We start from the raw sequence: 14779 nt of genomic DNA, 5'->3' as shown, positions 1-14779 counted from the left end.
GCGCTTGCCCTCGGCCCTCCGAAGCGCTCGGCGCGCTCGGCCTGCAAGCGCCTCGATGTCGAGGGTCGAGCGCGTCTAGCCGAGGAGAATCCTTTGGCCGTTGGCTTTGACGAGCTGGCCGTCGAGTTCGAGCTTGGCGGCGCCGTGGGTGAGCTGGGTCGTGGCCGCCTTCACGGTGAGGCCATTCTGCGTGGTGCCGAGCTTGGCCTCGTTGTTCTTGATGGAGAGCTTCCAGGTGTCCGTGCCGAGGGTCGCGGTGGCGGCCTGGGCGTCGAGCTTCAGCTTGACGCTGCCTGACAGGAGCTGGGCGACCTTGGAGGCGTTGAGGGTGACGTTCTCCGAGCCACCGAAGAGATCCGTCTTGGCTTCGAGGCGGATGCGCTGGCCCGCCTTGTCTTTGGCCTGGATCTCGATGCTTTTTTCCAGGGATTTGAGCTTCATCGCCCCCTTGGACTCGATGTCGATGGTGCCAGCGCCGTTCTCGCCCTCCGCAGGGGCGGCCTTCAGGGCGAAGGTGTCCTCGGCGAGGACGATGATCCTTTGACTGGCCTGGTAGAGCTTCTCCTCGGCGATGAGCCTGGCCTCGTCCCGGGCCATGATGTCGATGGTCTTGCTGGTCTGGAGGAGCTTGTTCTTGGCAGCCAGCTCGGCCTTGTCGGCGGAGAGGAGGGAGAGGTGCGCGCCGCTCTCGATGAGCACGCCGTTCTTGCCGAGCAAGAGGGCGGTCTTCGCCCAGGAGAGAAGTTCGTGATCGGCGTAGATGACCATGTCGCCGGTCGAGCCGAGGGTGTGCTTCACGGCGAAGAAGGAGCCGAGCCGCGGCTCGTAGGTGCTCTTCGCAGCGAACGCCGGGTCTTCGCGGGGCTCGCTGTCCGTCTTGGTGAGGAGCAGATCCTTCTTGTTGTCGTCTTTCTTGAAGCGCTCGATGAACTCTTTCACGCCCGCGAGGACGGCCATCAGCTCGCTGAAGAGAATGTTGGCGTTCTTCGCGTGCTCGATGTTCTTGCGGTGCGTCTTGGCTTCGAGGGCCTCCTCGCCGAGCTCGTTGACGCCGACCTGGGTGTTGTACGTGTTGCGGGAGTTGAAGGCGGTGAGGGCCGCCGTGTTGGCCTCGGTGTCGACGCCGGGCTCGGCGCTGATCGCCGCGTCTGCCTCGGTGAATGCCGCTGTCTGCTCGGGGGTCCGAGGCGACGGGGTGAGCGCCTTGAGCTTGTTCAGGTAGGCGAGGCGCTTGGCTTCGTACTCCTCTTTGAGGCCACCGCTGCCGTAAAGCTCGGTCTCGATGGTCTCGAGGGCGAGCTCGTGGGTCTGGATCTGGGCGTAAGAGTCGGTGACGACGACGGCGTTCTGGGTATCGACGTTGGGAACCCACTCGCCCTTCTTCGCGTCAGCGAGCCACTCCAGCGTGGTACGCTTCTCGATGAGCTTCTTGTCGTAGTTCTTCATGGCCAGCTCGTATTCGGTGCGGAGCCTCTCGAGCTCCGCCGCCTCGGCGCTGGTCATGGTGCAGCCGCTTTCGAGCGCTCGGAGCGCGTCCTTGGTGCGCTTGCGGGCGGCCTTTCGGCGCTGCTCGGCGTCGTACGAGGCGCGCTGGTCTTGCATCGCCTCGAGCTTGAGTTCCGCTTCTTTCTTCTTCTTCTCGGCGGCGCGCAGATCGAGGTAGCTGCCGGCGAGGTCGAGGCCCTGGCCCATCAGCGCCTTCACCGTGGAGACGGTGGTGGCGAAGGGTGTGTGCTCTGCGACGGTGCTGATCTGGCCGGAGAGCGAGAGGCTGTAGAGCGTGGAGACGGAGGCCCGCGCCGAGGTGTACATCGCGGTGCCGCCCATGGCGATGGACGAGTTGGCGCCCTGGGTTTCGAGGATGGCGCCGTCTTCGGGGGAGTTTCTGTACCCGAGCTGGAACGTGGTGCTCTTGTGCGGTGTGGAGAGCTTGATGCGCTGGTTGTCGCCGGTGTCGTCGATGTTGATCTCGTTGCCGCCACCTGTGCGGATGATGTTGCGGGGGGCGTTGCCCGAGGTGACGGGGCTCGCGGTCTGCGGGTTCGGGACGGTGGAGACGATGATGGGGCGATCTGGGTCGCCGTCGACGAACGTGAGGATGACTTCGACGCCCTGGCGGAGTGGAAAGTGCATGCCGTAGCCCGCGCCAGCGTGCGGCTGGGCCATGCGGACGGGGCGTGAGGCTTGCTCCTCGTCGGGGGTGGTGGTGTCGAAGAGGAAGCGGACGTGGTAGCGGCCGTCGTCGTCGAGCTGCGCGTAGTCGCCGCCTCGGGGGCCATCGATGACGCCGGTGAGGACGCCGTGGATGCGGGGTTTCGGGGTGTGGCGCGGGGGGCGGTAGGTGCGGCTGAAGGGGATGGCCTTGAAGGTGTTCGTGTAGGTGATGCCGGAGGCGTCGCCGCTGCCGAGGGTGACGAGGGAGGCGCTGTGGGTGAGCTCGACGAGGAGGAGGTTGAGATCGCCGTAGGGGTGGCCTTCGAGGGTGAGGTGGGCGCCGGCGCGGAAGAGGGAGACGTCGCTCTGGCCGTCGAAGACGCGGAGCCAGGTGAGGCGCTCCTGGGCGCGGATCTCGGCGAGCTGTTGCGCTTCGCCCGGGGTCTTCACGTGGGCGCCGTACTCGACGACGGCGCCGACGCCGCTCGGGACGGTGGAGACGCCGTTCAGCGCGACCTGCGGCGTGCGGTAGTTGTAGTCCCGGACGACGAACTGGCCGGGGACCATGCGGACCGTCTCTTCGATCTCGAAGACGTCGGTGGGGTCGCCGCGAGGTCGGAAGGGGAGGCGTTCTTCGCCCTCGACCGGTCGGAACCCGCTGTTCCTGTCGGTGAAGACCATGACGTCGCGGCCGCTGTCGTGCTCGAAGGCGTAGCTGATGCCGAGGTGCTCGGTGATGCGGGAGATGAACGCGAGGTCGGTTTCCTTGTACTGCACGACGAAGTCGCGGACGGGGTAGGACTCGAACAGGCGAAAGGCGTAGTCCGTGCCTTCCGTGAAGCCCGCGGCGTCGAGTTTCTTGCGGAGGATGCCCGGGAGATCGAGGTCGAGGTGGACGTCGAGCGTCTCGCTGAGGGTGAGCTTGTACGCGCGCGGGGTGAAGGTGACGCGGTAGGTGGTGTGGGTGGTCTCGGTGTCGAGGCGATCGCGGGCGGTGGCGATCATGCCGTGGAGGCGGCGTAGCTCCATGTCGTCGCGTTCGAAGACGAGCGTGGCCGGCTCGCCGACGATGCTCTCGAGGCTGATGCCCGACGGATCGCGACACACGACGAGCAGCTCGAAGTCGAAGAGCTGAGAGATGGTCTCTTTGCCCGTGAGGCGGGACAGCTCCAGCGCCCCATCCTCGATGCCATCGATCTCGATGCGGATCCTGAAGACGTCTGCCTGTGCCGACATGAGGGGCCTCCCTCGATGAGGAGATCCGCTGGCACCGGGGGCGTCAAGCGAACTGGACGTTGGGAGGTCGCGTCGCGCGCCGAGGGGCTCGGTGAGCGTGCGGTGACGCGTCGAGGCCGTTCAGTGGCGGGTAGGGGAGCGGCGTAGCCGGAAGGGGCCGGCCTTGTGGACCTTGCCAGGGAGGGGGCGGCCGATGACCTGCTCGGCGACGTTGCCGGCTTCGAGGAGCTTCTCGAGGTCGATGCCCGTTTCGAGGCCCATGCCGTGGAGCATGTAGACGAGGTCCTCGGTGGCGAGGTTGCCAGCGGCGCCTGGCGCGTAGGGGCAGCCGCCCACGCCGCCGACGGAGGCGTCGAAGTCGCGCACGCCCATCTCCAGGGCGGTGAGGACGTTGGCGAGCGCGGTGCCGCGGGTGTCGTGCATGTGCAGCGCGAAGCGCTCGACGGGCATGGCGTCGAGGAAGCGGCGGACGATCTCGCGGGTCTGGCGCGGGTTGCCGACGCCGATCGTGTCGCCGAGGGAGATCTGGTAGCAGCCGAGCTCCAGGAGCTTCTCCGCGATCTGCACGACGCGGGCAGGATCGACGGCGCCCTCGTACGGGCAGCCCCAGACGGTGGAGACGTAGGCGCGGACCTGGAGGCCGGCTTCGCGCGCGGGGGGGACGATCTCGGAGAACACCGACAGGGTGTCGGCGATGGTCTTGTTGATGTTGGCGCGGTTGTGCGCCTCGCTCGCGCTGAGGAAGACGGCGATCTCGGTGAGGCCAGCGGAGAGGGCGCGCTCCAGGCCACGGGCGTTGGGGCAGAGGGCGCTGTAGGTGACGCCCTCGGGGGGGCGGATGGCGCGGGCGAGCTCCTCGGCGTCGGCGAGCTGGGGGACCCACTTGGGGGAGACGAAGCTCGTGATCTCGATGCGGCGGAGGCCGGAGGCCACGAGGGCGTCGATGAGGCGGCGCTTGCCGTCGACGGAGATGAGCGTCGACTCGTTCTGGAGGCCGTCGCGCGGGCTGACCTCGTAGATGGAGACCGCATCCGGGACGCGGGCGAAGAGGTCGTCGTCCGGGCGCGATGCCGCAGCGGCGCTTTCCAGCGTCATGTCCCGAAGCTCAGCGCCGTCGGCACGCCGTGTCAACGTCCGTTCTCCTTCACGGGAGCATCCGGAGGTGGCGCGGTGGGGACGATGGTGTGAAGGGGACGGGGTAGCTGCCGGAGAAGCAAGCGTGGCAGTAGCTGTCCGGGCCAGGAGGCGTGGAGCCGCCCGGCGTGCCCACGCGGGCAGGGGCTTCCACGGAGCGCACGCCGTTCACGAGGCCTTCGAGGGAGAGGTAGCCGACGCTGTCGGCCGTCAGGTACTGGCTGATTTCCTGGAGATCGTGGGTGGAGGCGATGAGTTCGGCGCGGGTCGGTGTGTCGATGCCGTAGTAGCAAGGCCAGCGTGTGGGCGGGCTGGAGATGCGGACGTGCACCTCGCGGGCGCCAGCGTCGCGGATCATTTTCACGATCTTGCGGCTGGTGGTGCCGCGCACGATGGAGTCGTCGACGACGATGACGCGCTTGCCTTCGATGGCGGCGCGGTTGGGGTTGAGCTTGAGGCGTACGCCGAAGTGGCGGATCGACTGCTGGGGCTCGATGAAGGTGCGGCCGACGTAGTGGCTGCGGATGAGGCCCATCTCGAAGGGGAGGCCGGACTGGCCGGCGAAGCCGATGGCGGCCGGGACGCCGGAGTCGGGGACGGGGACGACGACGGCCTCGCCTTCGCCAGGGGGGAGCGGCTGCTCCACGGCGAGGCGGCGGCCGAGGGCCTTGCGGACCTCGTAGACGTTGGCGCCTTCGAGGATGGAGTCGGGGCGCGCGAAGTAGACGTACTCGAAGAGGCACATCTTGCGTTCCGCGCGGCGGAAGGGAAACGAGGAGCGCATGCCGCCTTCGTCGATGATGATCAGCTCACCGGGGAGCACGTCGCGCACGAGGCGGGCGCCGATGAGGTCGAAGGCGGTCGGCTCGCTGGCGATGACGTAGCCGGTGCGATCGTCGTGCTCGATGATGCCGAGGCAAAGGGGGCGGATCCCCAGGGGGTCGCGGGCGGCGATGAGCCGGCGCTCGTCGAGGAAGAGGATCGAGTAAGCGCCTTCGAGCTGTCCGAGAGCGTCCGCGATGCGGCCCTCCGGGTCTTCCACCTGGCTCAGGGCGATGAGGTGGAGGACGGACTCGGTGTCAGCCACCGTCTGGAAGATGGAGCCGCGGGCCTCCAGGCGATCACGGAGGGCCTCGAAGTTGGTGAGGTTGCCGTTGTGGGCGACGGCAAGGGAGCCGCGCGCCCAGTCGACGCCGATGGGCTGGGCGTTCTTGAGGTGGGACCCTCCGGCCGTCGAGTAGCGTACGTGGCCGATGGCCCGATCCCCGTGGAGCGAGGTGAGGGCCTGCGGGTCGAAGGCGGCCTGCACCCGTCCCATGGCGCGGTGGCTGTAGAGGCGCTCGCCGTCGGTGGAGACGATGCCGCACGCCTCCTGCCCGCGATGCTGGAGGGCGTGTAGCCCGAGATACGCCATGTTGGCCGCCTCAGGGTGCCCGAAGATCCCGAACACGCCGCACATGGGCGGAGGTTTAGTACGAAACCCGGACGCCACCCACCGGGTTTGAATAAGATGCGCGAAACTTCCGTCGGTTTACGAGTCATGCGGATGCGCCAAGCTCTCCGGGTCTTTTCGTTGGCTCTCGTTCTGGGCTGTGCTGTGGGCTGCGGTGGTCCGTTCGCCGAACGGATGGAACGCGGCAACCTGTTCGCCAGTCACGGGCGATGGGACGAAGCGGCGGCCGAGTACGAGCAGGCGCTGGCCCTGAATCCGAACAACCAGGAGGCGCGTGAGCGCCTGTGGATGGCAAAGCGGAGCCAGGCGTCGGCGCGGGTCGTGCGGGCGCAAGGGCTGCTCCAGAAGGGAGATGCCCGGGGCGCGATGGCGATCGCGCACGAGGCGGCCTGGCTCGATCCGTACAACGCCGACGCGCGGCGGATCATCGCCGAGGCGTCGGTCCGTGTGCTCGATCAGGCCGAGCACCTGCTGGGAGCGGGCAGGGCGCGCGAGGCACTGGAGCTGACCGGCGAGGTGCTGCGGTCGTTGCCAGCAGACGCACGGGCGCGGAGCCTGGACACGGCCGCGAGAGAGCACATCGCCGCAGCGGCGTACGCGCGGGCAGAGGCGTTCAATCAAGAGGGGCGCCTGGGCAACGCGCTGCTGGAGCTGGCCGCGGCGGTGCAGGTGATGCCGAACTACCGGGATGTGCCGGCCGTGATGGGCGAGCTGAAGCGTTCGCTGCGGGAGCAGGTGACGTACACGGCGCTCGTGAAGCCCTTCACCGGGGACCGGAGCGCCGCGGATCTGGCGCCGGGCGTCGGGGCGGCGCGCTTGCGTCAGGCGCTGGGGCCCGAGCTGCCGCTCGCGGTCGTGGAGAGCGAGGAGCAGGTCGATGCTTCGGCCGTCGGTGTGCGGGTGACGGGGGGGGTCTCTGGCTACGCATTCCGGCACGATCAGTCGACGACGCCGCGGTCATGCATGTACGTCTGCGGCTACAGCACGGTGGCGAACCCGGATCACGCGGCCGCCGAGACGGATCTGACGAACGCGCGCATGCGGCTGTCCCCTGCGGAGACCGAGGTGTCCCAGGCGCGCTCGGAGGTGTCGCGGAGCGAGCGGGACGTGGAGAGCGCGCAGCGGGCCGTGGAGCGCGCGCAGCGGGAGGTGGAGAGCGCGCGCGCGGACCTGGAGCGGTGTCGTTCGAGGCGGCCCAGCGGACCGCCGAAGCCGGACAGGGAGCCGCGCCCGGACGATCCGGCCCGATGTTCGTCCCAGGAGTCGGCGGTCGAGCGTGAGCTCTCGCGTCTGCGATCGGAGGAAGAGCGGCTCGCTGGGCCCGAGAGGCGTCTCACGGAAGCGCGCGGGCGGTTCTCGAACGCAGAGGGGCGGCTGAGCGTGATCCAGGAGGACATCACGGTCGCGGCCAGCCGGCTCGATCGGACGCCGCGCACCATCCAGGTGGCCCGGAACTGCAGCCACGGGTACGTGGTCAACGTGCACGCGGTGCACGCGATGATGACGGTGACCGTGTCGGCGGCCGGGCTCCACGACGGCGCGGTGATCCTCGATCAGGACGCGCGTCTGTACGAGCAGCGCAACCAGGACGAGACGTTCCCGGCGCAGCCAGGTCGCTGCGACGAGGTGGCGAACGGGGATCCGCTCGATCTGCCTGCGGAGATCGAGCTGAAGCACGCGCTGCTCACGAAAGCGGTGGGCGGGGTGAGGGATCAGATCCTGTTCACTTACGATCGCTACCGTCAGCAGCTTCTGGCGAGCGCGGATCGGGAGCATGCGGCGGGCGCCAGGGACGAGGCGGTCGAGCGTTATGCGCGCTACCTGTTGCTGGGGCGGGTGAGCGTGGAGGAGCGGGCGCGGCTCGTGGCATTGCTCGCCTCCGAGAAGGGGATCACGCCGGCCGCGGTGAGCGACGCGCTTTAGTTCACACGGCGGGGCACGCGCCCCCGCCGCCCCGCCGAGCAAAGCTCGTCGGGGCCCCACCACCCCGCGAACCATTCGGGAAAACAGGCATGTCTCGCCGCTTCGGGCCTGACGCTCGTTGCGTCGGGAAGCGGGTGAGGTCTCCGGCCGTAGGGGTGGGTGGTGCAGGCTCGTGCGTCGTCAGCCTTCAGGGATCTTCCAGAGGTTCTGGACGATCTTCAGCTCCATGGCGTCTCCGTGGCACGTGCTGCACTCCATGTCGGCCTTGTCGGCGCGGGAGAGCTTCTGCACGTACTGCTGGTCCATGAAGGTCTCGACGGCCTTTCGATCGGGGCGCGCCAGGACGAGCTTCTCTCCGCTGTGACAGCTGTCGCAGAAGACGGCGCCACCGGCCTCGGTGCGGAGTGGGGTGACGAAGTGGTTCCACATGCCGCGCGCGACCTTCATGTTGCGCGTTTCGGTCTGGAAGTTGCCCTCGACGTGACATCCCAGACAGCTGTCCATGCCGAGGGACTTCTGGAGCAGCGGCATGACCTTCTTCTTCTGGGAGAGCGGGAGCTGGTCGAGGCGGGGGAGCTTGTTCGGGTCGAGGCCGATCTTCTTCAGATCGCCTTCCATCTGCGTCGCGATGAGGTTGCGCGAGTGGGCGGGTTCGCCCGGACGGGGCGGCGCTGCGGGAGCGGTCGTCGAGGTGCCGTCGGAGGGCGTGGCAGAGGGGGCGGCGTCAGGTGAGCCGGAGGAGGCGGCTGGATCGTCGACGGAGGAGGGGGTGGAGGCGTTCGCCGGTGTGCTTCCGGGCGGCGGGGACGCCGAGCCACAGGCGCTGGTGAGGGCGCCGAAGGCGCTGGTGAGGGCGCCGAACGTGATCGCAAAGGTAAGGGATTCGTGGGTGAGACGCGGTGCCATGGTCCTCCGGAAGCGCGCCGGGAGCCGGGGCGTCGAGCGAGCGACGCGTCGTCCCTTTCCCCCCGCCCGCCGTTACTCGAACTTACCCGTGACGGAGAGGAAGGTGAGCTTGTCCGTCGTCTCGCGGAGGCGCTGGGTCAGCATCCGGACGACACTCCAGAGCACCTCGTAGGCGAGGTCTTTGTGAAGGAAGAGCAGGTCCTCGAACGTGTCCTTGGAGACGGTGAGCAGGCGACAGCGCTCGTGGACGCGCGCGTCCGCAGAGCGCGGGGCCTCGTCGAGCAGCGCCATCTCGCCGAAGACGGCACCGGGACCGAGGATGGTCAGTGCCTCTTCGCCCATGCCGGGGATCTCACGGCTGATGCGGACCTTGCCGTCGAGGAGGATGTAGAGCTTGTCGCCGGGATCGCCGTGCTCGAAGATCTTCGTGCCGAGCGCGTGTGACTCCTCGCTGGAGACGCGCGCAATGAGTTCCAGGGCCGTCGGGGTCAGGCCTTTGAACAAGGCGACCTTCGAGAGCTGTTCGATCCGCTGTTCGATCTCCACGTCGGGCGGGGAGGATAGCGGAGAGGCGGCGTGTGGGAAGATGGGATGGTGTCCGCGCCCGCGATGTTTCGGAGCGCGAGACGGGGGCGTCAGCGGGTGAAGCGGACGGTGATGGGGCCCAGTGTGCCGGTCGTGGGTTTCCCCTCGCGATCCAGACCCGACTGGTAGCGCTTGCCGAGGGCGCACATGCGCGCGGCGCGGCCGAAGCCGTGGCCGGGATCGTTCACGACCTTGACCGAGAGCGGTGAGCCGTCCGGGCGCACGGTGACCATGATCACCACGCGCGCCTGATCGATCTGCTCGGCGTCGGCCTCGGGCGGGAAGGGGCAGTTCCAGGAGCTGCTGCCGAGGATGTTGGGCGCGCGCGAGCGATCGGGTCCGGGAGGGGGAGGGGGTCGGGGGTCGCCCGTGCCCTTGCCACCGACCGTGCCGCCCACCTTGGCGTTCGGGTTGCGGGTCGCGGTCTTCGCCGTGCCGTCGCCAGCGACCATGCCGTAGCCAGGGCCTTCGCCCTTGCCCGAGGCGATGCCGAAGCTGGTCATGTCGACGATCTCGTTGGGATCCGGCGCCTGGGTCAGGACCTCGGGTGCGGCCGCGGCGGCCGGCGGGGGATCGTAGGGATCGGCTTCGGGCGGTGGGGTGTTCTGAGGCGCCAGCTTGGGCTGGGGGATGGGCTCGGGCTCGGGTTGGGGCTCGGGCTCCGGCTCGGCTTCCTTGGGCGGCTCCGGTGTCTCCGGGCGCGGGAGCTCGACCTCGTAGGTGGCCCAGAGGAAATCGTGGACCTCGAACCGCATGCGCTCCGCGGCGAGGCGCGCCTCGCGCAGCATCTCCGAGAGGATGGCCCTCCCCGACAGGGCACCGTGGCTGGTCAGCGCCAGCGTGAGCCCGATCGCCGCGCCCACCCGCGTGGCGCGATCCCCCATGGCGAACACGGCCGCCAGCGGATCGCGCTCGCGCTCGCGCTCCCGGCGCTGTGGCGCGTCGGCGGACGGGGAGGTGGCGGCGTGGGGAGGCGAGAGGCTCACTTGTTCCCCGGTGGCGCTGGAGCGGGCGCCGCGGGGGCGGCTCCGCCAGGCGGTGCGACCGCGCCACCCTCGGGGGCGGTGGGCGTGACACCGAAGGCGATCTTGGAGACGCCGGCCTGCTTGAGCAGGTCGAGCGCGCGGATGACCCGGCCGTGCTGGACCGTCGTGTCGGCGCGGATGACCGCGCGCAGCTCCTGGTTCCGGGCCTGCGCCTCGCGCGCGATGGGCAGGAGCCCCTCCTCGCCGGGGAGCTTCTTGCCGTCGACGAAGATCTCGCCGTTCGCGTGCAGGTCGACGCCGAAGATCTGCTGCACTTCCTGGCCCTGTGCGGCCTTGGGCAGATCCATCGGGAGCGACTGCGACACGATGATCTTGGCCGTCACCATGAAGATGATGAGCAGCACCAGGGTGACGTCGACGAGCGGAGTGACGTTGATCCCGCTGATGATGTCGTCGTCATTGTTGTTGCTGCTGGCGGCCATCAGCTCTCCTCCTCACCGTCGGCCTCGTCGCTCGCAGCCTTCTCGCTCGCGGCCTTCTTTGCCGTTCCGCCCGTTGCGCGGCTCTCCGCCACCTTGGCGGCCTTCCGGGGCTTCTCGACGGCGTGGGCGGCAAGGCCTTCACCAGGGACGACGAAGGAGGGGTTGGCCTTGAGGTGCGAGAGGAGGATGCGGGTGAGCGCCTCGGTGTTCGCCAGCGTTGCCTTGATCATCCGCTGGAAGAAGTTGTTGAAGGCGACGGCCGGGATGGCGACGGCGAGACCGACGGCGGTGGCGACGAGCGCCTCGGCGATGCTCGACATGACCGCCTGGGGCGCTGCGGCCTGCGCGGCTTGCGCGGCCTGCGCGCCGGTGGTGTTCACCGCGGCCTTGCCGAGCTCGTCGAAGGCCATCACGACGCCGATGACGGTGCCGAAGAGGCCGATGAACGGTGCGTTGTTGCCCAGCGTGCCGAGGTAGGCGAGGCGCCGCTCGAGCTTCATCCGCTGGAGGGCGGTGGCGCCAGCCATGGCTTCCTCGGCGGCCTCGGGGCCCTTGTGCGCGACGGCGAGCCCGGCGGAGACGACGGCGGCCTCGGCCGACGGCGACGCTTCCATGCGCTTGATGGCCGCCTCGACGGAGTCGTCGAGGGATGCCCGAAGATCACGAGCGAGGACGCCCAGATCATCGCGCAACGACCAGAAGAACCAGGCGCGCTCCAGGATGATCGCCACCGAGATCACGCTCAGTCCGATCATCAACCACATGACCCAGGCGGCTCCGAAGCCGACCATGATGCGCTGCAGCCACTCGACGAGGTCCATCTTCTTCCTTCGAGGTATTTCCTGCTGAGTTGGAGCGCCTCGTGAGGGGGCGCTCGAATGAACGAATATGCAATCGAGAGTGCGTTGGGCGCCGTGACGTGTCAGGTGGACGAGGCGTCCGTCTCGACCTCCTCTTCCTGTCCCGGATCCTCGACGTCGCCCGAAGCGCGTGGCGGCGCGGTGGCGTCGATGAGCTGGAAAGCACGACCGAGGAGGGTCGTCGCGTAGCCCCCCTTCGGTAGCACAAATGTCAGCGCGATGGCGCGCTCGTCGTCAGCGAGCACGGTTGTCTCGAGGCCGTGGACCATCATCCGGAGCGGACGGCGTGTGCCTTCTCCAGCGTGTGCGACGGCGTCGAGCCGATGAGGGTCGTCGAGGTCACGCGCCAGCACCGCTCGTTCGAGCTCGAGAGGAGCGCCCTCGGGCCAGCGCATCTTCTTGCCGAACATCGGCCCGGTGGCAGAGAGCGCTCCTGCGCGTGCGCGCTCCCGAGCATCGTCCAGCTCGGGTCCTTCGAGGGGGACGAGGAAGAGCCCACCGCTGTCGTGCTTCTTGGCGAGATCGCCGGGCAGGGCAGTCGTCCAGGTGCCGTCGGCCTCGCGCGCGGTGAGCACTTCGTTGAACCAGCGCGACTGGAGCGAGGACAGGAGGAGACGCTGCTCGCGTCGATCACGCGGTCCACGCCATCGGCCAGCAACCCAGCCGAGCGCACGCTCGGGGTTCGCGCCGTCGCGGCCGAAACGCTGCGGGCCGAAAGCGTTGGGGACACCGCTCGTCGACGCTCGCTCGAGGTGGCGCTGCGCCGTCGTGATGCCGTCGGGGCTCACGTCGCGCACGATGATGCGGAAGCGGTTGCCCAGCAGATGGCCAGGTTTGAGTTTGTGATCGTGTCGCGCGACCGTGAGCACCTCGATGCCCGGGAGGTCGGCGGCGGCGAGCAGCGGCTCGGGATCGACGCCCAAGGGGAGCTGGAAGGATGCCGTCTGGGTGGTGATCGCGTGGCGATCCTTCATGCCGGCGTGACCCGCCGTGCGTTGATCGGAGCCGAGCGCCCGCGCCAGGGTGCGGATGGCGTCCGGGGTGTTGAGGCGGGTCTTCCGGAAGGTGATGAAGACGTGCTCGCCCCGACCACTGGCTGGGTAGGCGGGCAGCTCGTCGACGATGAAATCTTCCGGTGCGCGCCGGATCACTCCCTGGGGCAACCCAGGGGCCTGCGGGTCGGGGAGCGACGTCACGGCGCGGGAGCCTGACGGAAATTGCCGCGGCGTCCAGCGCGGAATGCCGCAGGTCGTCGAATCAGCGTGTGATCGAACCCACGCCTCCGGGGAGAGGCCTTTTGCGCAAGAATTGCCAGGAACACCAGGGATGGGGTATCTGGGCGAGAGCGTTCCCCCGCGGCACCATGAGGATTGCTTCCCTCCCTAGACGTCCGTTGCCCTGGACCGTGGCGGCTCTGGCTCTCGTCGGGCTGGGGCTCCCGAGCATCCAACCGGCCGCTGCCAAAGCGAAGGGGTGCCCGAAGGGCATGGTCGAGGTGCAGGGGCGGTACTGCATCGATGCCTACGAGGCGAGCACGGTCGAGGTGCTGCCCAAGGGGAAGACGCGCGCCCACTCTCCCTTCGCGCCGGTGGCCGGGAAGAAGGTCAAGGCGATCAGCAAGAAGGGCGTGAAGCCGCAGGGCTACATCAGCCGCGATCAGGCCGAGGAGGCGTGTCAGAACGCGGGCAAGCGGCTCTGCTCCGACGAGGAGTGGCTCCTGGCCTGCAAAGGGAAGCGTCCGACGACGTTCCCTTACGGCGGCGACCGGAAGGCCGGGTACTGCAACGACGGTGGGGTCTCCTCGTTCAACCACTACTACGGAGAAGAGGGGACCGAGGCGCCACTCGCTTCGTACACGTGGGCGAACATGAACGACGGGCGGTTGAACCAGCTCAAGGGGACGCTGGCGAACACCGGGGCCCACAAGAAGTGCAAGAGCAGCTACGGCGTCTACGACATGGTCGGCAACCTGCACGAGTGGACGGCGAAGAAGAGCGGCACCTTCCGCGGTGGCTACTACCTCGACACCACCCTGAACGGCGACGGGTGCGACTACAAGACGACGGCGCACGCGCCGCACTACCACGACTATTCGACGGGATTTCGCTGCTGCAAGTAGCGCTCAGGGGGGCGTGACGGTGCGCGTCTGCAGCGCCGAGAGCCAGCCGGAGAGGTCGTCGGGGAGGGGGCTCTCGAACGAGAGCGGCTCCCCCGTGCGCGGGTGCGCGAAGCCGAGGCGCGTGGCGTGCAAGGCGAGGCGCGGCGGGTCGTCCGGGGTCGGCACGCCATAGCGGCCGTCGCCGAGCACCGGGTGCCCGACGTGCTGGGTGTGGATGCGGATCTGGTGCGTCCTGCCGGTCTCCAGGCGGCACCGGACGAGCGTCGCCACGGGGGCCAGCAGCTCGAGGCGTGAGAGGTGAGTCACGGCGCGTCGGCCGCCGACGGGGACGTCGATGGTGCGTTCGTCGAAGGGGAGCTCTCCTTTCAGGACGGCGAGGTACTGCCGATCCACGGCGTGGACGCGCATGCGCTCGCTGAGCTCTCGGTTGGCCTCGGCGGTCTTCGCGAAGACGAGCAAGCCGCTGGTGTCGAGATCGAGCCGGTGGACGACGAACAGCTCGCCTCCCAGGGCGCGCTTCAGGATCTCGGCGAGGTTGTTGCGGTCGCTCTCCGGGGTGGGGGCCGTGACGAGGCCGGCGGGCTTGTCCACCACGACCACGTCGTCGTCCTGGTAGACGATCCGGTGAGGTGGCAGGGCGGCCTCGTCGCGAGCGCGGGCGGCTTCTCCCGTCTCCTTGGTGGCCCGGCGAAGGGCACCGCCCAGGTGGGCGACGATCTCCTGGCCTGGGCGAAGGGTGCGGCCAGCGACCTTGACGCGGGCGCCGTCGACGAACACGCCGCCGAGGTCGAGGAGCACACGGGCTTGCCTTCGGGAAAGCCCGGGGACGTGGGCCGCAAGCGTCTGGTCGAGCCGGAGGCCGCGATCTTCAGGGCGAACGACGAAGCGGAATCTCGTGGTGTGCGCAGGGGGCGCCATCGCGGGGACTATAGCGCAGGGCG

The 14779-nt window shown here is 68.8% G+C and carries 12 protein-coding genes; 2 read left to right on the top strand and 10 right to left on the bottom strand.

Features of this window, described 5'->3' with window-relative positions; genetic code table 11:
- Positions 1-75: 75 nt before the first annotated feature.
- The 3 genes from CMC5_RS41700 to purF all read right to left on the bottom strand — a co-directional run bounded on the left by CMC5_RS41700 (position 76) and on the right by purF (position 5983).
- Positions 76-3390, bottom strand: coding sequence for a type VI secretion system Vgr family protein (locus CMC5_RS41700; RefSeq protein WP_063796344.1), 3315 nt, complete (start codon positions 3388-3390; stop codon positions 76-78).
- Positions 3391-3510: 120 nt separating this feature from the next.
- On the bottom strand, positions 3511-4485 hold the full coding sequence (locus tag CMC5_RS24900; RefSeq protein ID WP_050432764.1) for a hydroxymethylglutaryl-CoA lyase: 975 nt from the start codon (positions 4483-4485) through the stop codon (positions 3511-3513).
- Positions 4486-4534: 49 nt separating this feature from the next.
- A complete protein-coding gene (gene purF, locus CMC5_RS24895) occupies positions 4535-5983 on the bottom strand; it encodes an amidophosphoribosyltransferase (RefSeq protein ID WP_050432763.1) in 1449 nt (482 codons plus the stop codon).
- 87 nt (positions 5984-6070) lie between these two features.
- Here purF and CMC5_RS24890 point away from each other — a divergent pair, with 87 nt between their 5' ends.
- Positions 6071-7900: a tetratricopeptide repeat protein gene (locus CMC5_RS24890; RefSeq protein WP_169796648.1), complete on the top strand. Its 1830-nt coding sequence runs from the start codon at positions 6071-6073 to the stop codon at positions 7898-7900.
- A gap of 180 nt (positions 7901-8080) precedes the next feature.
- Here the strand turns inward: CMC5_RS24890 and CMC5_RS24885 are convergent, their stop codons facing one another.
- The 6 genes from CMC5_RS24885 to truD all read right to left on the bottom strand — a co-directional run bounded on the left by CMC5_RS24885 (position 8081) and on the right by truD (position 12915).
- On the bottom strand, positions 8081-8806 hold the full coding sequence (locus CMC5_RS24885; RefSeq protein ID WP_082362769.1) for a hypothetical protein: 726 nt from the start codon (positions 8804-8806) through the stop codon (positions 8081-8083).
- A gap of 72 nt (positions 8807-8878) precedes the next feature.
- Positions 8879-9352 (bottom strand): cyclic nucleotide-binding domain-containing protein, encoded by a 474-nt coding sequence (locus CMC5_RS24880; protein ID WP_050432761.1) that lies wholly within the window; start codon positions 9350-9352, stop codon positions 8879-8881.
- Between the two features lie 89 nt (positions 9353-9441).
- Entirely contained in the window at positions 9442-10377 is a 936-nt protein-coding gene (locus CMC5_RS44900; protein ID WP_245677736.1) for an energy transducer TonB, read from the bottom strand.
- Entirely contained in the window at positions 10374-10859 is a 486-nt protein-coding gene (locus CMC5_RS24870; RefSeq protein ID WP_050432760.1) for an ExbD/TolR family protein, read from the bottom strand. Before CMC5_RS24870 ends, CMC5_RS44900 begins: the two co-directional genes overlap by 4 nt.
- Entirely contained in the window at positions 10859-11680 is an 822-nt protein-coding gene (locus CMC5_RS24865; protein ID WP_082362766.1) for a MotA/TolQ/ExbB proton channel family protein, read from the bottom strand. The genes CMC5_RS24870 and CMC5_RS24865 overlap by 1 nt, the downstream gene beginning before the upstream one ends.
- A gap of 101 nt (positions 11681-11781) precedes the next feature.
- The gene (truD, locus tag CMC5_RS24860) at positions 11782-12915 is read right to left on the bottom strand and encodes a tRNA pseudouridine(13) synthase TruD (protein WP_050432759.1); all 1134 of its coding nucleotides are present in this window, start codon (positions 12913-12915) and stop codon (positions 11782-11784) included.
- 209 nt (positions 12916-13124) lie between these two features.
- Between truD and CMC5_RS24855 the strand changes: the two genes are divergently transcribed.
- Positions 13125-13838, top strand: a complete 714-nt coding sequence (locus CMC5_RS24855; protein WP_169796647.1) for a formylglycine-generating enzyme family protein — start codon at positions 13125-13127, stop codon at positions 13836-13838.
- A 3-nt stretch (positions 13839-13841) separates the two neighbouring features.
- On the opposite strand, the gene CMC5_RS24850 is transcribed toward CMC5_RS24855, so the two are convergent.
- Complete coding sequence (locus CMC5_RS24850) at positions 13842-14756, bottom strand: RluA family pseudouridine synthase (protein WP_063796343.1); 915 nt, start codon at positions 14754-14756, stop codon at positions 13842-13844.
- Positions 14757-14779: the final 23 nt, after the last annotated feature.

It is taken from the genome of Chondromyces crocatus, assembly GCF_001189295.1.
Taxonomy (GTDB): Bacteria; Myxococcota_A; Polyangia; order Polyangiales; family Polyangiaceae; genus Chondromyces; species Chondromyces crocatus.
Note: the sequence above shows the minus strand (reverse complement) of the source record. Positions and strands in the feature narration are given on the sequence as shown.